At 34.6% G+C, this 19,525-nt stretch carries 21 protein-coding genes and 1 tRNA gene; 12 read left to right on the top strand and 10 right to left on the bottom strand.

Annotated elements, in window-relative coordinates; genetic code table 11:
* On the top strand, positions 1 to 866 hold an 866-nt coding region (locus tag SFT90_05840; GenBank protein MDX1950002.1), incomplete at its 5' end, for a hypothetical protein.
* On the opposite strand, the gene SFT90_05835 is transcribed toward SFT90_05840, so the two are convergent.
* Both SFT90_05835 and SFT90_05830 read right to left on the bottom strand, forming a co-directional pair.
* On the bottom strand, positions 863 to 1,114 hold the full coding sequence (locus SFT90_05835) for a hypothetical protein (GenBank protein MDX1950001.1): 252 nt from the start codon (positions 1,112 to 1,114) through the stop codon (positions 863 to 865). The two genes, SFT90_05840 and SFT90_05835, sit on opposite strands and share 4 nt — an antisense overlap.
* Positions 1,115 to 1,125: 11 nt before the next feature.
* Positions 1,126 to 1,587 carry a type II toxin-antitoxin system RatA family toxin gene (locus SFT90_05830; GenBank protein ID MDX1950000.1) on the bottom strand — a complete coding sequence of 154 codons (462 nt, stop codon included), beginning with the start codon at positions 1,585 to 1,587 and terminating at the stop codon, positions 1,126 to 1,128.
* Positions 1,588 to 1,654: 67 nt separating this feature from the next.
* On the opposite strand from SFT90_05830, the gene tsaD reads away from it, so the two are divergent.
* Positions 1,655 to 2,707 (top strand): tRNA (adenosine(37)-N6)-threonylcarbamoyltransferase complex transferase subunit TsaD, encoded by a 1,053-nt coding sequence (tsaD, locus tag SFT90_05825; protein MDX1949999.1) that lies wholly within the window; start codon positions 1,655 to 1,657, stop codon positions 2,705 to 2,707.
* Positions 2,708 to 2,907: 200 nt separating this feature from the next.
* Here tsaD and serB read toward each other — a convergent pair whose 3' ends face one another.
* The 3 genes from serB to SFT90_05810 form a co-directional block, all read right to left on the bottom strand.
* Positions 2,908 to 3,813 carry a phosphoserine phosphatase SerB gene (gene serB, locus SFT90_05820; protein MDX1949998.1) on the bottom strand — a complete coding sequence of 302 codons (906 nt, stop codon included), beginning with the start codon at positions 3,811 to 3,813 and terminating at the stop codon, positions 2,908 to 2,910.
* Positions 3,814 to 3,857: 44 nt separating this feature from the next.
* Complete coding sequence (locus SFT90_05815; GenBank protein MDX1949997.1) at positions 3,858 to 7,373, bottom strand: type II secretion system protein; 3,516 nt, start codon at positions 7,371 to 7,373, stop codon at positions 3,858 to 3,860.
* A gap of 92 nt (positions 7,374 to 7,465) precedes the next feature.
* Entirely contained in the window at positions 7,466 to 8,737 is a 1,272-nt protein-coding gene (locus tag SFT90_05810; protein ID MDX1949996.1) for an adenosylmethionine--8-amino-7-oxononanoate transaminase, read from the bottom strand.
* Between the two features lie 355 nt (positions 8,738 to 9,092).
* Here SFT90_05810 and SFT90_05805 point away from each other — a divergent pair, with 355 nt between their 5' ends.
* Positions 9,093 to 9,860, top strand: a complete 768-nt coding sequence (locus SFT90_05805; GenBank protein MDX1949995.1) for a hypothetical protein — start codon at positions 9,093 to 9,095, stop codon at positions 9,858 to 9,860.
* 14 nt (positions 9,861 to 9,874) lie between these two features.
* Positions 9,875 to 10,831: an inverse autotransporter beta domain-containing protein gene (locus SFT90_05800; protein MDX1949994.1), complete on the top strand. Its 957-nt coding sequence runs from the start codon at positions 9,875 to 9,877 to the stop codon at positions 10,829 to 10,831.
* A gap of 8 nt (positions 10,832 to 10,839) precedes the next feature.
* Here the strand turns inward: SFT90_05800 and SFT90_05795 are convergent, their stop codons facing one another.
* Entirely contained in the window at positions 10,840 to 11,409 is a 570-nt protein-coding gene (locus tag SFT90_05795) for a Maf family protein (protein ID MDX1949993.1), read from the bottom strand.
* A gap of 70 nt (positions 11,410 to 11,479) precedes the next feature.
* Here SFT90_05795 and SFT90_05790 point away from each other — a divergent pair, with 70 nt between their 5' ends.
* From SFT90_05790 to SFT90_05770, 5 genes are all read left to right on the top strand, one after another.
* Positions 11,480 to 11,737, top strand: coding sequence for a DUF4160 domain-containing protein (locus tag SFT90_05790; GenBank protein ID MDX1949992.1), 258 nt, complete (start codon positions 11,480 to 11,482; stop codon positions 11,735 to 11,737).
* The gene (locus tag SFT90_05785) at positions 11,737 to 12,039 is read left to right on the top strand and encodes a DUF2442 domain-containing protein (GenBank protein MDX1949991.1); all 303 of its coding nucleotides are present in this window, start codon (positions 11,737 to 11,739) and stop codon (positions 12,037 to 12,039) included. The genes SFT90_05790 and SFT90_05785 overlap by 1 nt, the downstream gene beginning before the upstream one ends.
* A gap of 118 nt (positions 12,040 to 12,157) precedes the next feature.
* A tRNA-Ser gene (locus tag SFT90_05780) sits at positions 12,158 to 12,247 on the top strand.
* A gap of 377 nt (positions 12,248 to 12,624) precedes the next feature.
* On the top strand, positions 12,625 to 13,239 hold the full coding sequence (locus SFT90_05775) for a hypothetical protein (GenBank protein ID MDX1949990.1): 615 nt from the start codon (positions 12,625 to 12,627) through the stop codon (positions 13,237 to 13,239).
* Positions 13,236 to 13,787 carry a DUF6680 family protein gene (locus SFT90_05770; protein MDX1949989.1) on the top strand — a complete coding sequence of 184 codons (552 nt, stop codon included), beginning with the start codon at positions 13,236 to 13,238 and terminating at the stop codon, positions 13,785 to 13,787. The genes SFT90_05775 and SFT90_05770 overlap by 4 nt, the downstream gene beginning before the upstream one ends.
* Before the next feature lie 140 nt (positions 13,788 to 13,927).
* Here SFT90_05770 and SFT90_05765 read toward each other — a convergent pair whose 3' ends face one another.
* Genes SFT90_05765 through SFT90_05755 form a run of 3 tightly spaced genes read right to left on the bottom strand, consistent with a single transcriptional unit; the run spans position 13,928 to position 15,529 of the window.
* Positions 13,928 to 14,959, bottom strand: a complete 1,032-nt coding sequence (locus SFT90_05765) for an NAD(P)/FAD-dependent oxidoreductase (protein MDX1949988.1) — start codon at positions 14,957 to 14,959, stop codon at positions 13,928 to 13,930.
* Between the two features lie 14 nt (positions 14,960 to 14,973).
* A complete protein-coding gene (locus SFT90_05760; protein ID MDX1949987.1) occupies positions 14,974 to 15,312 on the bottom strand; it encodes a type II toxin-antitoxin system PemK/MazF family toxin in 339 nt (112 codons plus the stop codon).
* A complete protein-coding gene (locus SFT90_05755) occupies positions 15,299 to 15,529 on the bottom strand; it encodes a hypothetical protein (protein ID MDX1949986.1) in 231 nt (76 codons plus the stop codon). Before SFT90_05755 ends, SFT90_05760 begins: the two co-directional genes overlap by 14 nt.
* A gap of 89 nt (positions 15,530 to 15,618) precedes the next feature.
* Between SFT90_05755 and ccoS the strand changes: the two genes are divergently transcribed.
* From ccoS to SFT90_05740, 3 genes are all read left to right on the top strand, one after another.
* Positions 15,619 to 15,759 (top strand): cbb3-type cytochrome oxidase assembly protein CcoS, encoded by a 141-nt coding sequence (ccoS, locus tag SFT90_05750; GenBank protein ID MDX1949985.1) that lies wholly within the window; start codon positions 15,619 to 15,621, stop codon positions 15,757 to 15,759.
* Complete coding sequence (gene radC, locus SFT90_05745) at positions 15,752 to 16,477, top strand: DNA repair protein RadC (GenBank protein ID MDX1949984.1); 726 nt, start codon at positions 15,752 to 15,754, stop codon at positions 16,475 to 16,477. Before ccoS ends, radC begins: the two co-directional genes overlap by 8 nt.
* Positions 16,478 to 16,705: 228 nt before the next feature.
* Positions 16,706 to 17,221, top strand: a complete 516-nt coding sequence (locus SFT90_05740; protein MDX1949983.1) for a GNAT family N-acetyltransferase — start codon at positions 16,706 to 16,708, stop codon at positions 17,219 to 17,221.
* A gap of 185 nt (positions 17,222 to 17,406) precedes the next feature.
* Here the strand turns inward: SFT90_05740 and SFT90_05735 are convergent.
* A partial coding sequence (locus SFT90_05735; protein MDX1949982.1) for a S8 family serine peptidase occupies positions 17,407 to 19,525 on the bottom strand: 2,119 nt, incomplete at its 5' end.

Genomic DNA, 19,525 nt, shown 5'->3' with positions numbered 1-19,525 from the left:
TTGATTTCGCTAAGCGACAAGCAATCGGTGATTCTCTATTTGCAAATTTAGTTACTGAAGTTTTAGGTGAAGGCGGAATTAAAAAATTATTTGGTGAAAATGATCCCTTCTCACCAAAGCATATGATGGAGAAGGCTGATTATCTTCTTGAAGATTATAATAGAACACTTGGAGTTGGGCTATCGCTATTCATAGATAAAGCAGATAAATCAATTTTTGAAAATTTAGAAAATGGAAAATTAACTAATGAAAATGTTAAATTAGCAATAAAAAAACTGGAAGAAAAAGGAATTACAATTGATGATATTTATGCCGAAGGTGAAAAACATCTAATCCAACAAAAATCTGAAATTGAAAATCTGCAAAAAACCTATGATGAAATGCTTAAGGCTTTTCCCAACAAGAAATTTGATAAAGGCGATAGATGGGTTGATAACATTACCCAAAAATTTAAGGAAAAATCTAATAAAGCAAAATTAGGGGCTTTTGATCACGAGGAAGGCGGTTTAACTTGCCCTTTAGTTGGGGTGGCACTCCATATTTCTTCTCTCGGTGGTTATGATTTTGAAAAAGGTGAATTAAATGATGTAGGTAAAGCTATCATAGAATCTAACCGCAAAACTGGCTATTTAGATGGGCAACCACAAGGGGGGCAAGTTTTAACGGAGGTTGAAGCAAAGAACTTCAAAACAGCGATGGCAACTGCGAATAAATATATTGAGGTTATGCGGCTTACCAAAACAGGCGAGTTTCTATTCACCGCTAGAAGTAGCCTTATTGAAAGGGAAAAATTTTCTAAAGTCGCCTCTGAGATTGTTCAAGGTGATAGATATGTGGCTATAAAAGATGTTAAGCAAGTAAGTTAAGCATTCATATTTCTTTTTATCTTCCAAATGCCATAAAGGCTAATAGCAATCCAGAATATTTCAATAACTAGGCTTGCTAAATTCCAAAATTTTATGAGTGATATTACATGCAAAACAGCACCAATTAAATTGAGAGCTGGGTATAAAATCTCATCGGCTTTAATTTTACCAATTTGTAGTAATAAATAAGCTAGAATTAAAAGCCCAACGCCAACTAAACCAAATGCATTATAAATAAAATCTTCCATAAAAATCTATGTTAAATAATTAAACTATCAGCTCTTTTTAGAAAAGCATCAGTCATTTTTTTTGTAGCTTTGTCAAATAATCCGCCGATTAATTTTTCAAGAAGCATATTTTCAAATTTGAAATCTAGTTCAAAAATTATTTCGGTTTCACCATTATTTGCTGGAGTTACAATCCAATTATTATGAAGATGCTTAAAAGGCCCTGAAACTAAATCAGTTTTAACTTTGTAACTTTTTATTTCGCTTGCTTCGTTTGGGTATGATAAAGAAACTTTTGAAGAATATTTATGGCTGAACATTTTGAAATGAACTAATAATTCAGCGATAAAATAATTTTCTTTTTGGTTGCGTTCTAAAATTCTAGCACCCGCCACCCAAGGCAGAAACTCTGGATATTTTTCAACATCAGCAATGATTTGAAAAACCTTTTCAGCTTTGTGCTTTGAATATATTTTATTGAAATGTTTAGGCACTGCTTTATAAATTGCTTATTTATAACAATAATTTGTTACAAAAATTTGCGTTTAATACAACTAATTTATGAAAATATTAGGTATAGAAACAAGTTGCGATGAAACTGCCTGTGCAATAGTTGATGAAAATAGAAATATTCTCTCAAATATAATTTATTCGCAAGTTGATGAGCATAAAATTTACGGCGGTGTAGTGCCTGAAATCGCCTCACGAGCGCATATCGATAAAATTGAAGTGGTTATTGATGAAGCACTAAAAAATGCAAATTGCACGCTTGATGATGTTGATGCAATCGCCGTTACGGCAGGCCCCGGGCTAATTGGTGGTTTGATTGTTGGTTTAATGAGTGCAAAGGGCATAGCATCTGCTAAAAATAAGCCATTAGTTTGTGTTAATCATTTAGAGGGACATTTGCTAACTTGCAGGCTTACGGATAATGTAGAATTTCCTTTTTTGCTATTGCTCGTTTCTGGTGGGCATTGCCAATTTATTTACGCAAGTAAATTAGGTGAATATAAAATTCTGGGTGAAACACTTGATGATTCAGCGGGTGAGGCATTTGATAAAACCGCCAAATTGCTTGGGCTTGGCTATCCGGGGGGGCCAATAATTGAAAAGCTTGCGAAATCTGGTGATGAAAATTCTTTCAAATTTACCAAGCCACTTTTTGGCAGTGATAATTGCAATTTTTCTTTCTCTGGCTTGAAAACTGCTGTTTTAAGGGAAGTTGAGAAAATAATTGCCCCCCACCCAACCTCCCCCCGTAAACAGGGTGAGGGGCTAAGTGAGAAAATTATCGCAGATATTTGTGCGTCTTTTCAAAAAACCACTAGCGATATAATTCTTGATAGGCTTAAAAACGCCTTAAAAGAAGCGAAAAAAATAAATCCGCAAATTAAGAATTTTGTTATTTCTGGTGGCGTTGCAGCCAATAAATATATAAATGGAAGTTTACAAAAATTCTGCTCTGAAAATGAAATAAATTTTTTCGCACCACCACTAAAATTATGCACTGATAACGCCGCAATGATAGCTTGGGCTGGCTTAGAAAATTTCAAAAATGGCTATCAAAGTAGCCTTGATTTTATTCCGCAAGCTAGGTGGAGTTTGGAGAAATAATTTATTCTTCAACAGGCATTGTTAAGCAAGTATATATAAGTTCCTAAACCTGCAATTGTCACCCCGCATTTATTGCGGGGTTAATGGCTAAAAGTGTTTATAAAACTAGGTTTTGAGCTTATCTTATGGTTTACCCCGCAACAAGTGCGGGGTGACACAACAGAGGAAAAGCAACGTAAATTTATAAAATCTATGCTTACCTAACAATGTTCTTCAAAAAACTCACTTTTTTTGTATCCTTGGGCGTAAAGCAAATGCGTTAAATCTGGAATATTAATATGGTGAGTTGTTTCATTTCTAACTTTTTGTTTGGCGTGGAATGCAATTCCAAGCCCTGCATTTTTAATCATTGGAATATCATTTGCGCCATCACCAACTGCAAGAGCCATAAAATTAGAGATTTTTAGTTCTTCACAATAAAAATTTAATGCGTTTAATTTTGAGGCGCTATCTAAAATTGGCTCTTTAACTGAGCCTTTTAATTTGCCGTTTTCAATTTCAAGAATATTAGATTCATCAATATCAAAACCGCATAAATCTCTAACTCTAGAGGTAAAAAAAGTAAAACCACCTGAAACTAAAACGCATTTCGTGCCATTATTCTTCATAGTTTGAACAAGCGTTTTTGCCCCTTTCATTAGAGTGATTTTACTATCAAAAACTTTTTGTAACTCGCTTTCTTGAAGGCCTTTTAATAGTGCAACCCGCTCTCGCAAAGCTGATTTGAAATCAAGTTCACCATTCATTGCTTTTTCGGTTATGGCAGAAATTTTATCCTTAAGCCCTAAGCAATCGGCAATTTCATCAATACATTCTTGGTTGATAATTGTAGAATCCATATCTGAAATGAATAGCTTTTTCTTTCTGCCTTCAATACCTTGCACAATAAAATCTATTGGAACATTTTTGAGTAATTCAAATAAAATTTCTCTCGCTTCATTTGCTTTTAGGTAGGAAAAATAAATATCGCAGGCTTTGTTTTCTGCCAAAATTTTCACATCTTCAACTGCCGCATTATTATGCTGAAGCATATCAACGATGTAATTTATTTCTGATTGGTTCAGCGGGAATTTATCATCAGATATTATTGTTGCTACAAATTTCATAAGAAAAACTTTTTGAAAAATTTGTAACTAAAACTTGCCTAATTTCAAGGGGAATTAGTACACATTAATGGGTACATAGGAAATGTTTGGAAACTATTTCTGCAGAAGCCATCTAACTGCCCGCATCCTGATGAGCCACATTGTGTAGTTGAGGCACTTGCCCAAAATGAATTTTCGTTTGTGGTTCTTTTCCATTTGAATGCAAATGAACAATGTTCGCTTCCTTGATTGGCAGTGTTTATATTAGTTTCAAGTATAGTAGCCTGAGAATAATCAACGCCAAGCTTACATGTTATTGGAAATGTGTAACTTCCATCATCAGTATTATTTTGTGTAATTACATTACAAGTATTTGTAATTACAAAGGCACACATAGGTTGGATCTTACAATTTGGGCACTCGCTTATCACCATTCCACCAAATCTAAATTCCCAATTTAATCCATCAATATTGCCCGATGTAATAACATGTCCAGGCGGAATATTGGTTTGGAAATTAAAATTTGGATCAATTGTATTTGAGCAAGGGTTTGGGGCGTTAGACCATTGTATAGAGCCAGTTTGAGCACAGCAACCTTGAGAGCCACAATTGTATGTATTTAATGAATAACTATTACATTGATAATTTGGAGCATCACAGCCATTTCCTCCGCTAGAAGAACTTGAAGAAGACCCGCTTGAAGAAGATCCATTGCATGAGCCAGGGTTACATAAACAGAAATTATATTGAGGGCAAAAACTACTAATGCACTGATCTTGCTGGCAGGCACATTGAAATTCATCATAGGCTGGGCAGTTTTGGCTACAGCAAGAATCTGTTGAGCAACAGCTTGGAACGCAGTTAGAGGCGGAACATTGGCCATTATTTACATTGCAACATTGACCATTAGGACATTGTGAATTATTCGTGCAACAATTCTGAGATTGGCAAGTTCCATTGCAACAATAAGGCTTACTTGCAGAACATTGTGAGTTGTTCGTGCATGAGCAAGAACCAACTTGGCATGCTCCATTACAGCAACTCATTCCAGAAGGGCATTGTGAATTATTCGTGCAAGAGCAAGGGGCAACTTGACAAGTTCCGTTGCAACAATTCGGAGTCCCTGATGGGCATTGTGAGTTATTCGTGCATGAGCAGGGTGCTGCTTGGCAATAATTTCCGCAACAAAATGGTGTTGCAGGATCTTCGCAATCTAAATTATTAGAGCAGAAAGAATTACAAGCTGCTTGACTACAAATGCCGTTACAACAATTGCCGCCATTACAATCTAATGAACTCTGACAGGTGTTACAAAGGTCTTGAGGGTTAAGTGATATGCTTATTGTAGATAAACCACTACTGCCTCCACCTTGCCCGCTATTTCCTAATTGACCGGAGCTATCGCCTTCTCCTGAGCCACTAGAAGATGAGTTGGGCTGTTCAGATAAACCTCTTATAATTATGTTTCCGCCACCTTTTGCAATTGTTCCAGCAATCCCATCTACTTTTCCAAATATATTTATTCTAGCTTCTTCACAAATTCCACTACAACACACAAATCCTAATGCACATGGGTTTGATATAGGATCACAAGGTGCATCAGCACAATTTCCTCCAACTAACGCACTAGAATTAACGCACATTCCATTGCAACATGTTCTACTCGAATCACAATCTGATGGTTTCTCGCATGGCTGATCTGTTTCATTACCGCAATTTACACATTGTTTATTTATGCAACATTTTCCATTTCCACAATCAGCATCAACATTGCAATTAACATCATTACAAGAAGATGTATTTGGACTACATAAACATAAATCATATTGAAAACAATTATTATCACAACAGCTATTGGTAGAGCAACAAGCTGGTTCACCGCCACTAGATGATGAAGATGAACTTGATGAAGAAGCATCCCCTCCATTACTACTTGAAGTGGATCCTTCATTTTCAGCGCCGCTAGATGAAGATGAGCTTCCACTGCTCGATGATGAATTTTCATCTGCGATGCACTTAGAACAAATATTACCAAAGCAACATTTGCCATTTTCACAATCAGAATTGCTTGAGCAGAAATCTGGATTATTTACACATTTACTATCTATACAAATTTCATTATTTTGACACTCTGAGTTATCATTGCATGTTTTACATTTTGGATTATCGGGTTCACAAGTACATAAATCGTAATTGGGACAATCTTTTGATGAGCAAGAATCTTTATTGCAATCACAAATTTTTGCATCGTGATTTGTGCATCTTGCATCACAACAAGAATCAGCTTCACAGCAATTTGGGAAATCTGCACAAAATGCAAGGCTACATTCCTGCTTTTCTAAGCTGCAACATTCACTATTTCCACAATCTTGCTTATCAACACATCTAGGGTTATCAGCACAGAATAAAGCCGAACAAGTGCCATTTCCATTAGTTATTTGACAACATTCCCCAACTGGACATTCGCTATTATTTGAGCAATTAGCTGCGCAAAATTGTTTGCCACATTGGCCTATTTGAGAATTACAGCATTCTCCAAGTGTTCCATCACACTGGGAAGCATTGGTACATTTGCATAAATCAGCAATTTGATTGCAACTATTAAAGCTATCTACTTGAACAAAAATATTTGCATAAGTGGCATCACAAGCCCTGCAACCAACACAGATTTTGTTGGTAATGTAATTACTTTTTCCATAAACTACAATATCATCAAAAGATGAACTTCTTTGAATATTATATTTATCAAGGCTTTCTTGCGGAGTATTTAGTGATTGTGAGGGGGCCAAAATAAAATTATCAAATTGTTCTTGCTTACCAAAATCAGCATTCACTTCACTGGCCGCATCATATCCTATAAAGCCAGATACACTTTTTGATGATATTGAATCATTTTTACTAATACTTGCTTTATTAGGTATATTTCTAACGCCATTTTTTGACCAGCTTCCAACAGCATCTTGCCCATAATAAATTACATAAAATTCAGCATTTTCATTTGAGTCAGCGTATAAAGATAAATTTTCTAGAAAGGATTTATTAATATCATAGTTTGTTAATACTCCAAACTTAGTTGGTGCGTATTGTGCAGAGCCATCAGAGCTTGCAAAGCTTGAACAACCACCCCTTTTAGTTTTGTGATTTGTAACGGCATAACCATAAAAATTTCCTTTTCCATCTTTAGCAACTTCTTCAGAAAGCCCAAGTGAAGAAAACGGAACTATACCCATTACAAAATCAGCTTCTACTGGCACAGGTGCACCCTGATATTCAGATTTTTTATCAAGGTCATAACTTAATAAATTGCTAGTTTTGCAGTAGCCAGAATCTGTATCTATAGCTTCACTACCAAAGCCTTGAGCATTAATTGGCGAAGCAGGGCAGGGGTATCTGCCAGATTTAGAAAATTCAATAATACTATTTCTTATTATTGATAATTCTTCTGATGCTTGTTTATGAGCAGAAATTTGATCTTTAGTTGAAACGCCAATAAAGCTTGCAGTAGCAACCGCTCCAACGGTTACAATGGTAACAATAGTTTCAATTAAACTGAATCCTTTTATTTTTTTGAATATTTTCACTTGTTAGATACTAGTTAAAATTTATCTAAAATTTTATTAAAATTATTTCTAACCTGTTGAATTTATTAATTTTTGATTATACCACAAATTAACTAAGAAGTTAAAACATTTTTTATAGTTTTTTTAATAAAATCAAGTTCAGAGAGTGAAATATTATAATTTGGCATAACATAAATTATATTTTTGAAGGGTCTAAGCCACAAATTTTGAGAAACAAATTTTTTTCTAAGCTCAAAAATAAACTTCCAAATATCATTTTTTATTTTATCAGGGTTTAATTCAATAACCACTATTGCACCTTTAACGCGAACATCTGCAACGATTTCAATTTGTTCAAACTCCTTAAATTTAGAAGAAAAATAATTTTCTATAAATTCAATTTTTTTAGTAAAATCTTCCCTTTCAAATAAATCAAGTGAGGCATTTGCAGCTGAACAAGCCAGCGGATTTGCCATAAAAGTAGGGCCATGCATAAAAGCTTTTTCGAGAGTGTCATCAAGGAAGGCTTCAAATATTTCTTCTTTGGCGATAGAGGCGGCTAAGCTAATCATTCCGCCAGTTAGGGCTTTGCCAACGCACATTATATCAGGGGAAATGCCCGCCTCATCACAAGCAAATTTATAGCCAGTGCGATAAAAACCTGTCATAATTTCATCAGCGATAAATAAAATATCATTTCTTTTGCAGATATTATAAATTTCCGCCAGAATATCAGCACTATGGAATTTCATTCCGCCTGCACCTTGCACTAGTGGCTCTATAATTAGCCCTGCTATATTTTTCTTTTCAGCCTTAAGCATTGCCTCAAACTCAGAAAACCCATATTCATCAGATGGTATATCCACCACATATTGCAAAGGTGCATAGTTATTGAAAGCCTTAGAAATCCATCCTTCTGGATCACTTAAAGAAATCGCTCCCATAGTATCGCCGTGATAGCCGTTTTTGAATGAAACAAATTTATTGCGGCGTTTTTCGCCCTTATTTCGCCAATATTGCACACACATTTTCATAGCAATTTCAACGGAAGTTGAGCCTGAATCTGCGAAAAACACTCTAGTTAAACCTTCTGGCGTTAATTTTATTAGCCTGCCGGCTAACTTATAAGCAGGCTCGTGGGCAAGCCCCGCAAACATAATGTGGCTAAGGGTTTCAGTTTGTTTTTTGATTTCATTAACTAGGTGCGGGTGCTGATAACCATGGCAGACGCTCCACCAGCTGGAAATTCCATCGAGTAACCTTCTTCCATCTTCCAAAATAATGTAAGAACCCTCCGCAGATTTAACCGGCAAGGGCAACTCCGCTGTTTTCATCTGGGTATATGGCAACCAAATGTTGGGATAATTTTGAGAAAGATAGTTCATGTTAATAAAAAAATATTATATTTTTTCTTATAATGTCACCCCGCATTTATTGCGGGGTTAACCAATAAGCACATTCAACACCTTGAAATATAAATATAAATAATTTCAACCATTAACCCCGCAATAAATGCGGGGTAACAATTTGGTGTGCGTCGGAAGAAAGTGCTTCAAATTCAATTTCTTATTTGATAAATCAAATTAAGTTGATTTAGATAAATTAATACAACGCAACTAGCCAGCTTGCAACCCCGCAACAAATATTAAAAAAAGTTAATATTTAATTTGCTTAATCACAATTTTCTAGAATTTTTTTACTTTTTCTAACTATCTTTATATCTAAATAAATATTTAGTGTATGAAAAAATTTAGAAGGTTAATTTTGCTAGTTTTAGCAGTTCTTGAGTTTCTTCCTATGAATGCCAATGCGGATTGGACTGGACCTGATGATGGTAGTGGCTATTGGGGGCCACCATTCTGCCATACAAGACCTGCTGATTTTACAGGAATTTGTATGGGGGAGCCAGAAGAATTTAGCTTTGATATAAAAAAATTCAGATTAAGAAAAGCTTCAGATCAAACTTTTTTTGATTTATCTACCGCTACTCAAACATTTGATTTTGCTAGTGCTTCCGCAGGAACTCAGCTTGGAAATTATGTAAGCGGTGTTGCTGTTCCTGCAGGAACTTATGACGCTATGAGTTTTGTAGCGGGCGTTGATATTGTTATTAGGGGTTCAGTTGCTTTAGATGGTGGTTCTGGGCCTACTTGTAGAACTGCTCCATCAGGAATTTCAACAGATGGCGGTGCAGCACAAGATTTTGTAGCAAGCAATAATAACACCCCTTTATTTGATGTTATAACTTCCGGCAGTGATGAAGTGGAAGGAGCAGCCACAGGCGGAAGCCTTGAAATTAATTATATTAACACAGATGGAGATTTAGTTTTCGTGGGTAATACAATTGGTGGTGTTAGTTTTCCAATTACTATTAATGATGGAAACTCCCTAACCTTCAATTTTTCTATGAGGCCAGTTAAAGGAATTGTTTTTGAATTTATAAACGGAGTTTGCCAAGAAGCCTTCTCAGGTGATATGCAAATTGCCATTTCTGCAAATGTTTTATAGGGTAAGGGGGATTCATGAAAATTCGTTCTAAAATTTCATTAGTAAGTTTATTAGTTTTAACAACAATTTATTCAAGCTCAGCAAATTCTAATGATTTGAAATCTGGATTAGCTGAATCAGCAAATAAATTTCTTTCACCAGCTTTAAGCAAATTATTTGAAAATGATTATGAGGAAGCTCCAAATTGGCTAAAAAGGTTGGAAATTGAACATCAACTTAATGAAGATGGTAAGCCTCAATTTGGTATTACTACAATCCAGCCTATTTTTGAGGCTAAGAATGATTTTCTCTTTAACCAAACTCGAATTGCTTATGGTGATAGCGGTAGGCTAACTACAAACTTAGGTTTGGGTTATAGGCACTTAACCGAAGATGAGAATATATTCTACGGCACTAACTATTTTTATGATTTTCAAGGGCCTTATGGCCACCAAAGAAGTGGCTTGGGTGCTGAATTACGCTCAGCTTCTTTTGAGGTAAATTCAAATTATTACCTACCTCATACGGGCTGGCGAGATGTTGATACAATTTATGAAGAAAAAGCATTAGAAGGATTTGATACTGAATTAGGCTTTCAAACGCCTTATATGCCTTGGGCTTGGTGGTTTGCAAAAGGGTATCAATATAGTAGTGAAATTAATAAATCTGAGAACATAACAGGCGGACAATATTCGCTTCGCTTAAGGCCCTTTGAGAATATAGATATTGAAGCAGGTTATAATAATAGTAATGAAACAAAACCTGAGAATTTTGTTGCACTTAGATATAGAATTGGCTTTGATGACCCACAAACCATTACTAAAAAGCGTAGTATGTTTTCAAATACCGCTTTTGAATATGGCTCTTCTATGAGGGAAAAAATATATGATAGGGTAAGGCGTTCAAACAATATCACTGTTGAAAGAAGAGTAAAAGGCGGTGGCGGTGGCTCTGGTGGCACGGCAACTGTTGTAGTTTCTGTGGGTAGTTAATACATTTTTTATGATATAAACTCAACTACTTTACTTACCGCAAAGCCGAGGATTGCCTCTCTTGAGCCTTTAACTTCTGAGAATAAATTTTTGCCGTTAAGTTCAAATTTATAACTACCTGCACAACCTATGGGGTTATCTTTTTTAATATAATCCCAAATTTCTGCATCAGAAAGGTTTTTCATGGTAAGTTCTGCAATTTCAATATGCTCCATAACAGGTTTGGAATTTAGCAAAATACAAGTTCCATTATTTTGAAAATGCGTTTTGCCATTCATCTTTTTGAGGCTAGTGAAGGCTTCATCTTCATTATTAGATTTTGAGATTATTTCGCCATCAAGTTCACAAATTTGATCGCTGCCGATAACATAGGCATCAGGGAATTTTTCGGAGACGGATTTAGCTTTTGCAATTGCCAGCTCTAAGGCCAGTTGTTTTAGGGGTAAGTTTTTAGGGACTAGGGATTTCTTAACTTCTTCCTCATCGCAAAAGGGTTTTATAACTTCAAATTTGATGTTATTTTCAATAAGTAATTGTTTTCTAATCTCTGAACCAGATGCAAGGATTATCCTTTTCATATTAATTATCTATAATATTGCATAAAATGATAAATTATATTACAATTACGCTCTAAGCAATAAATAATCTATGCCTAAAATATCTGAATTTTTGGGGATTATAATAATGATGTTTTATGATGAACATAATCCTCCACATTTTCATGCTAAATATCAAAATTATGATATTATAGTTGAAATTGAAACAGGTATTATAAAAGGAAAATTCCCCCCAAGAGCAACTAGGTTGGTTTTAGAATGGCATGAAAAACATAAAGAGGAATTGCAGTCAAATTGGCTTAGAGCAACTAGAGGAGAAGAATTGGCAAGAATTGAGGGCTTAGAATAATGTTACAAACTCAGGAAATACAAAAATATCATAAATATCTTCATAGCAAAATTGAGGCTGATTGTTTTTTTCCAGAAGTTACAAAAGTAGAATATTTAGAAAATTTTATTTTGAAATTAAATTTTAAGAATGGATTATCTAAAATTGTAGATTTTTATCCTATATTGAAGGATAAGAAAGGTTTGTTTGAGGCATTAAAAAATCAAGATTATTTTAAGAATGTTTTTATAGATAACGAGCTTGGAACAATAGTTTGGAATAATGGCTTAGATTTTTCACCTGAGTTTCTATACAACTTATAAGCCAAAATTTTTGATTTGACAAAATTGAAGGTTGCATTTAGAAGCCTTTGTATAATTGCACTGGCTTGTATTAAGGCAATTTATCTTTTCATATTACCCTTGTTTTGGTAAACAATACGGAAGCGTGGCCGAGCGGTTTAAGGCACCAGTCTTGAAAACTGACGTAGGGGCGACTCTACCGTGAGTTCGAATCTCACCGCTTCCGCCAGCACAACCCACACGAGAGGGGTTGTTTTTCGCAAGGCGAAACAAGGCTTTAAGCTCCTTATTTTCCGCCAGTTTCAAAAACACTGAACTTCAAAGACATTCTTTCCTAAACATCACCTCATTTCAACCAATACGAGAGCATGAAGTTGGTTCGAATCTTCTAACCATAGTTTAAGAAACGGCAGAAACCTTGCTTATCAAGCAGTTCAGAGGCAAATAGACGAAAGACGCTGAGGTCTGAACTTAATTTGAAGAAGTTCAGGATTTGAAGATAGTTTGAAAAATTTTCTGCTAGGGCAGACGAGATTCGAACTGGTTCAGTATTTTTTATTGAGTTTATAAAGATATTCAATTAGTTTTTAAAAAAAGGATTTTTATATGGAGCAAAACAATAATAAAAAATCATTTTGGGATAAATTCTTCACTTATTTTGTAGGTGGATTCTTTTTTGTTTTTGGAATAATTTTCTTATTACATCCATTAATAGACATAATAAGATCTGGTAAATTTGATGTTGTTCCTGATATTATAATAATGGGAGTAATATTTTTCCTTATTGGAAGCTCAATGTTATTTCCTCAGAAATTTGGAAAGAAAATAGGTGTTATTATAACTAGTTTTTTTAGCTACCTTTACAAAGGTTTTGTTAGAATAACAGGGATTAAAGGAGACCCTTTCGAAAACAAATATTTTCAAGCAATTTTATCTTTTAGTTTTGCTGCATTGAATTTTTTCAATATGGATATTTTTGAAAAAAGAGGCGGTATAGTTGAAATTGTACCTTATATAGGAATACCAATGTTTACGATTTTGGGGGTGTATAGTTTATTCCCTAATTTTACTAAAATTATGGGGATAATTTTAGTATGGATTATCGCCATAGGAGTAGCAATAGGTATCCTTATTCTTATTGCAAAGTCAGTTGGTGCTATACCTCTTTCTATAATAATAGGTGCAATAATAATTGCTTCTGCAATCAAAAGGAAAAAATGACAGATATTACAATTTCAGATAGTTTAATAATATTAGCCACTTTTTTAGGTCCAATAGTGGCAATCCAAGTTCAAAAATTTATTGAAAAACTAAAAGAAGGTAAGAATAGAAAGCTTTGGCTTTTTCATACGCTTATGGCAACAAGAGCTAACAGAGTTTCTGATAGGCATGTAGAAGCTTTAAATATGATTGAAATAGAATATCATAACGATAAAAAAGCTAAAAAAATTATAGATGCTTGGAGAGAATATCACTCATTGTTAAATGACAGAGGTATGGATATAAAACAATGGACACAAAAACAAAATGAATTGTTTGTAAATTTACTTTATGAAATGTCTCAATTTCTTGGTTACAGTTATAATAGAGTTGAAATTCAAAAAGGTTGTTACTCTCCTGAAGCTCATGGAGAAAGAGAGGCCATACAAACGATAATTAGCCGAGGTTTTGCTGATATTTTTATTGGGAAAAAAACTTTCCCAATTTCTCTTTCTAATTCCCAAGATGGGAATCAAGAGGTTGACAAAAAAGATAATATTGATTTGTGAAATTAATCGCTTTAATTTCAGTTGAAACTCAGCAACTTTTTCTACAACCCTTAGTTTTCCTAACTTTTGCCAAACCCAAGCTGGCTCTATTAAGACGGTTTCAGTTTTGTTTTACAAACACCGCCTTTTATTCAACAAATCTAACCAACGCCTAGTTTCTTCTGCAAGTCTGAGGAAGAAGTTGTGTATTGAAATTTAGCCTTCTTACCAGGGAAAACATATTCATAAGCCTTAACTGCCATTAGGGCGGCCTCGTGAAAACCAGAAAGAATAAGTTTTAATTTACCCGGATAATAATTGATATCTCCGATTGCAAAAATTCCTTTCTCACTAGTTTCAAATTTTTCAGTATCAACTGAAATGAGATTTTTCTCTAAGTTCAAACCCCAATTCGCAATAGGCCCTAATTTCATTGTGAGGCCAAAAAAAGGAAGCATCATATCGCAATTATAATCAAATTTATTGCCATCATTTTCAGTGATTTCAATGGCATTTAGTTGACCGTTTTCACCAATTAAATTTGTAACCTGCCCGAAAGTAATTTTGATTTTTCCTTCGCTTGCAAGGCTTTTGACTTTATCAACTGAGGCAACTGCACCTCTAAAATCATCTCTGCGGTGAATAAGAGTAATTGATTTTGCGAGAGGCTCTAAGTTTATAGTCCAATCTAATGCGGAATCTCCACCGCCAACGATTACAAGGTTTTTATCTTTGAAATTTTCCATTTTTCTAACCGCATAAAAAACGGATTTATTTTCATATTGCTCAATATTTGCAAGGGGTGGTTTTTTTGGCATAAAACTGCCACCTCCGCCAGCAATTGCAATAACTGGTGCGATGAATTCATTGCCGATATCTGTAATAACTCTGAACTTGCCATCAGGCATTTTCTCAATGGTTTCAACCATTTGTGAGAGATTGAGATTATATTTGAAAGGTTTTATTTGTTCAAGCAAGTTATCAACTAGCTCCTGTCCAGTGCATTTAGGGATTGCAGGGATATCATAAATTGGTTTTTCTGGGTAAAGCTCGGCACATTGGCCACCTGGTTTATCAAGAATATCAATTAGCTCAGAACTCATTCCGTGCAGCCCAAGCTCAAACACTGCAAAAAGCCCAACTGGTCCTGCACCAATAATTATTACATCTGTTTGTTTAGGATTCGACGACATATTTCAACTTGAGGTTAGATAATTGTATTTATTAGTGTAATTAGAGATTTTTCATCTTCTTTAGAAAGTGAACCTAATTTTTTCTCAATTAGTGAGGTTTGTATAGTAAAAATACTTGCTTTAATAAAAGACTTTTTTGGTAAGCCTGCTGATAAAATATCAGATATAAAAAATTCATTTAGAGAGATTCTAGCATTAATTATTCTACTTGAAATTGGCATAAACAGCAAATCTCCCTTTTCTTCAAATAGGATATTTTTACTTACAATAACTATTGGTCTTTTTTTTTGATGGGAAAAATCTGTAAATGGAACTTTTGCAATAAGTATATCCCCAAATTTATATTCTGTCATAAATTTCATCGTCTTCATTATCCCATATTTCTTTGAATTTTGGGGCGGAAATTAATAAGGAATCATCTTTGAGGGCTTTTTCCTCTTTTTGATTAACTAGAAATTCAGCAAAATTCATCAGTTGAATAAGATCAATATCTGATAATTTTGATGCTTTGCTAATAAGAATTTTTTCAAAATCAGTTGATAACATATAAATAAATAGTTCTTTATCCATTATAACTAATCAATTTAGCTAATTCAATAAATATTGAGCAACCAAGAAAATAATTGATTAAATACAAAAAATAATCAATTTCTATCATTATGGATATTTTAATTTTAATTATACCAATTACACTTTTGATATGTGTTTTAGCACTACTAGGGGTGTTTTGGTGCTTAAAATCCAAGCAGTATGAGGATTTAGAGGGAAGTGCTGCAAGAATAATTTTTGACGATGAATAAACTTAAAGAAAATGACTTTCTAAAAACCTCAGAAAAACCTCACTTTTTGGGGCATCGCAAAAGGTTGAAAGAAAGGTTTTTAACTTCTTTAATAAATAATTCTTCAAGTTCTATTCCAGATTATGAAATATTAGAAATCGCCTTATTTTCTGCCTATCCAAGGCAGGATGTAAAGCCCATTGCTAAAGATATTTTGAGTAAAGTTGGCTCTCTAGCAAAATTAATTTCTCTTGATGCTAACGCCCTTGAAAAACAATATGGCTTAAGCCAATCTGCGGTAACTACAATAAAAGTTATGAATGAGTTTTTTCTCAGGGTTCTTAAAGAGCAAACCAAGGAAAAGCCAATCTTACAAAGCTGGAAGGCGCTGCTTGATTATTGCAAAATAGCAATGGGGAATGAAACTCGCGAGCAATTTAGAATATTATTTTTGGATAAGAAAAACAAACTTATCTCAGATGAAGTGCAACAAGTTGGAACGGTTGATCAAACCCCAATTTACCCTAGGGAAGTTGTAAAAAGGGCTCTGGAGCATGGGGCTTCTGCGATTATTTTAGTTCATAATCACCCATCGGGTGATCCAACGCCTTCCAAGGCTGATATAGAAATGACTGAAAATGTTGAAGGGGCATTAAATAGCGTTGACATAAAACTTCATGATCACCTTATAATCGCTGGTGATTCTCACTTTAGTTTTGCAGGTAATGGCTTGATTTAGAAAGAAAAGTCGGTGATTATTTTTTGGGGGGGAGAGTATTATTAACCACCGACAATTTTATTGTAGCATAAAAAGGTTAATAATTCATTAAAATTTTAAGCAATTTTGAAGTTTATTTTATTGCATCACAGAAAATATTAGTGGGGCATTTTGCGTAAAAAATATAAATTTTCTTGTATATTTCAGTAACCTATAATAACTCTCAGGTTATAAATATCATAAATTAAGATGGTTAAGCCTGCAAAATTAGATTTTGTTATTCAAGATGCAAAAGTTATGGATCTCAAGCAAATTAGAGATATCTATAGCTATTATGTTAAAGAAAGCGTTACAACGCTTGAAGAAAACTTACCCTCTGAAGCCCAATTTTTAGAAGTTTATGAGGCAACTCTTGCCAAAGATTTGCCGTTTTTAGTTGCAAAAGCAGGTAGCCAAGTGGTTGGCTATTCTTATGTTTTGCCTTTCAGAAAACGCTCGGCTTATCGCTATACGCTTGAAGATTCAATTTATATTCATAAAGATTTTATTGGCAAGGGTATTGGCAGGGCGTTAATCAATGAGTTGCTAAAAAAATGTAAGGCAATTGGCTATAAACAGATGGTTTCAGTAGTGGTTGCTGATGAAAACCAGAATTCCTATAATTTTCATAAAGCTCAAGGTTTTGAAGAGAGGGGCAGGCTTATAAAAGTAGGCTTCAAATTCGGCAGATGGCACGATACAATTCTTATGCAGAAAGAGATTTAATTGAACCTATCCCACTTATATTTATAAATTTGCTACTTGATTATTTTTTGCAGAGTACAAGATAAATTTTGAAGGAATAGTTACTCATATTTCAAAAAATTTATCGCAGTTATATGCAAAAAATAATAGTAGCCCTGCGGGTTATGGCAAAAAATAAATTCTATAAATATTAGTGGGATAGGTTCTTAAAACCCATGTCTAACCCTACCGAGGATTGTTAAATCAAGCTCGTTATTTGTCATATGGTTTGCGTTTCTAACTGCCTCACCTGATACAATTATATCAGTTTCTTCAGCAATTTCTTTTGCGTAAGATGTATGTATTTTTAATGCTCTCGCATTAGGTGCAAGCGTTTGTGCGAATGAAGTTTGATTCACAACCCCGCCCTCATCCATAGTTAAAGTTGTGCCTCTTGCAGTGCCACTTTCAACCCTTAAAGGCTGACCAAAAGCCATAATTAATTTATCATTTCCAAAAATTTCTTTTCTAGATAAACCTAAATTAAATGCACTTGTTATAACATCACTAACTTGTGAGAAAGCTGAATTTTGGGCTGGGCTTGTTGAGCTTATACCCGCAAATCCAGATGCAAATAAACTCCACTTGCTGTTAACATCATAATTCAAATCAAGGCCAGTGAACATTGTGTTTGAGTTATTAGCAAAATCAAATGCACCGCTAGTTTGCACACCGAATAAGCTATTGTTTTCTTGCAAGAAACCTTGTTTGAACCCGATAAATAAATTATCAGTTGGTTTATAATTTAACTCTAAAACTGATCCTGCAAATTCTAAACCGAAATTATTATCAGAGGTAAAGCCAGTTGCCCTCGCTGATAAATTATCAGAGAGGTTAAACGACATTTGCGAAGCAGTTGATTGAATGTTTTCAATAAATCCGAGATATGGGTTGCTAAAATCTTCAGGGGTGATGAAATCAGTTGCTTCATAAGCAAGGTTAGGGTTTGAAAATAAATTATTCAAATTAGCGGTGTAACCGAAAGTTGCTTCAACATCTTTACTAACTTTGAAGCTAGTTAAAGCTGTTATTGGAAGTTCATTTAACAGCATTTCAGTGTTTTCAGTTGAAAGATTCGCCATACTATTATTATCAAATTTTACGCTGAAAGTTTCAGTAATTTTTGTTTCATTTAATTTTAGAGAGCGAATTTCAGGATTTATAAAATTTGTATATTTATTTATAATATCTTCTCTAGCGTTTCTAACTTGAACAGGGGATTGCATTTGGAAATATCTATCTAAATCATCAATCATCATTACGCTCATTCCCTCACCTTCAGAGCTAAAACCCTCAGGAGTGCCGAGTGCAGAGCCAAAAGCAGATTGTATAGTATTTACTGAAACATAGCTTGGTGTTCCTGCAAAGCTAACATTCTGACCACTTCCATTTGCGAAATATGTTGCAGAAGCATTAGGGTTTAAGGCTCTCTCAAGGTTAGGGATACCAAAGCCAAAAGTGCTATCCCAGCCAGTTGCACCAATATCATTGGCAGTTTGTGCTAAAATTCTTGAGATTTGGCCATTGGTTAAATTAGGGTAGGCTTGAGCCATAACGCCAACAACTGCAGCAAAGGCCGGTGCTGCATATGATGTTCCCGGTAAGCCAGTTCCACCGCCAACACCAGCAGGCATTGCGAAGCAAGAGTAAGTATTACCACATCTATTAGAATAGCTTGCAATTGATGTTCCAGCAGGATTAGTTGCAACAACTGCATACCAACCATTATTAAAACCAGCTTGGTCAGCCCATGCTGCTGGCATACTCGGGTTAGGTGCTGAGTTGTTTCCGGCCGCCATAACTAAAAAATGTTTATAGTTACCTGAAGCTGTTACTAAAGTGCTTTTTGGAGTAAAACCACCACCAAAACTCATATTAACAACGCCTCTTGCACCGCCAATATTATTAATATAATTTGCACCTGAAGTTAAATTTGAACCGCTAAATGTGCTAACAAAATAAAAATTACCTTCATAAGCACCTTGAGCTAAAACACCAGCAACGGTTTGTCCGTGCTTCCAGCCACTTGAACCCCTCCAGCTTATATTTGCTGAATGTGAATCTCCATTTGGATTAAAAAGTCCTCCTTTAATATTTGAAGTCGGAATTAAGCCGGTTAATTTTGATATATTTGCTTGTTGTGTTCCTGCAAACCAATCCCAAACGAAGAAATTTATATTTTTACCAGTTAAATTTCTTCTATGTGCCGCATCAAATTTTGAAACATTTAGATAATTTGCATTAGCAGTCATAAAAGCTTGGTTTTTAACCTGAGCTTCAGTTCTA

The sequence above is a fragment of the Rickettsiales bacterium genome (assembly GCA_033762595.1).
Taxonomy (GTDB): domain Bacteria; phylum Pseudomonadota; class Alphaproteobacteria; order Rickettsiales; family UBA8987; genus JANPLD01.
The sequence above is the reverse complement of the archived record's forward strand: the minus strand, read 5'-3'. Positions and strand labels throughout refer to the sequence as shown.

What these genes read in the sequence shown, in the direction of transcription:
- SFT90_05760 (MDX1949987.1), bottom strand. Translation starts at nt 15,312, where the DNA reads ATGACAGAATATAAATTTGGGGATATACTTATTGCAAAAGTTCCATTT.
- SFT90_05765 (MDX1949988.1), bottom strand. Translation starts at nt 14,959, where the DNA reads ATGTCGTCGAATCCTAAACAAACAGATGTAATAATTATTGGTGCAGGA.
- radC (MDX1949984.1), top strand. Translation starts at nt 15,752, where the DNA reads ATGAATAAACTTAAAGAAAATGACTTTCTAAAAACCTCAGAAAAACCT.
- tsaD (MDX1949999.1), top strand. Translation starts at nt 1,655, where the DNA reads ATGAAAATATTAGGTATAGAAACAAGTTGCGATGAAACTGCCTGTGCA.
- SFT90_05785 (MDX1949991.1), top strand. Translation starts at nt 11,737, where the DNA reads ATGTTACAAACTCAGGAAATACAAAAATATCATAAATATCTTCATAGC.
- serB (MDX1949998.1), bottom strand. Translation starts at nt 3,813, where the DNA reads ATGAAATTTGTAGCAACAATAATATCTGATGATAAATTCCCGCTGAAC.
- SFT90_05770 (MDX1949989.1), top strand. Translation starts at nt 13,236, where the DNA reads ATGACAGATATTACAATTTCAGATAGTTTAATAATATTAGCCACTTTT.
- SFT90_05755 (MDX1949986.1), bottom strand. Translation starts at nt 15,529, where the DNA reads ATGGATAAAGAACTATTTATTTATATGTTATCAACTGATTTTGAAAAA.
- SFT90_05775 (MDX1949990.1), top strand. Translation starts at nt 12,625, where the DNA reads ATGGAGCAAAACAATAATAAAAAATCATTTTGGGATAAATTCTTCACT.
- SFT90_05835 (MDX1950001.1), bottom strand. Translation starts at nt 1,114, where the DNA reads ATGGAAGATTTTATTTATAATGCATTTGGTTTAGTTGGCGTTGGGCTT.
- ccoS (MDX1949985.1), top strand. Translation starts at nt 15,619, where the DNA reads ATGGATATTTTAATTTTAATTATACCAATTACACTTTTGATATGTGTT.
- SFT90_05805 (MDX1949995.1), top strand. Translation starts at nt 9,093, where the DNA reads ATGAAAAAATTTAGAAGGTTAATTTTGCTAGTTTTAGCAGTTCTTGAG.
- SFT90_05800 (MDX1949994.1), top strand. Translation starts at nt 9,875, where the DNA reads ATGAAAATTCGTTCTAAAATTTCATTAGTAAGTTTATTAGTTTTAACA.
- SFT90_05740 (MDX1949983.1), top strand. Translation starts at nt 16,706, where the DNA reads ATGGTTAAGCCTGCAAAATTAGATTTTGTTATTCAAGATGCAAAAGTT.
- SFT90_05790 (MDX1949992.1), top strand. Translation starts at nt 11,480, where the DNA reads ATGCCTAAAATATCTGAATTTTTGGGGATTATAATAATGATGTTTTAT.
- SFT90_05795 (MDX1949993.1), bottom strand. Translation starts at nt 11,409, where the DNA reads ATGAAAAGGATAATCCTTGCATCTGGTTCAGAGATTAGAAAACAATTA.
- SFT90_05810 (MDX1949996.1), bottom strand. Translation starts at nt 8,737, where the DNA reads ATGAACTATCTTTCTCAAAATTATCCCAACATTTGGTTGCCATATACC.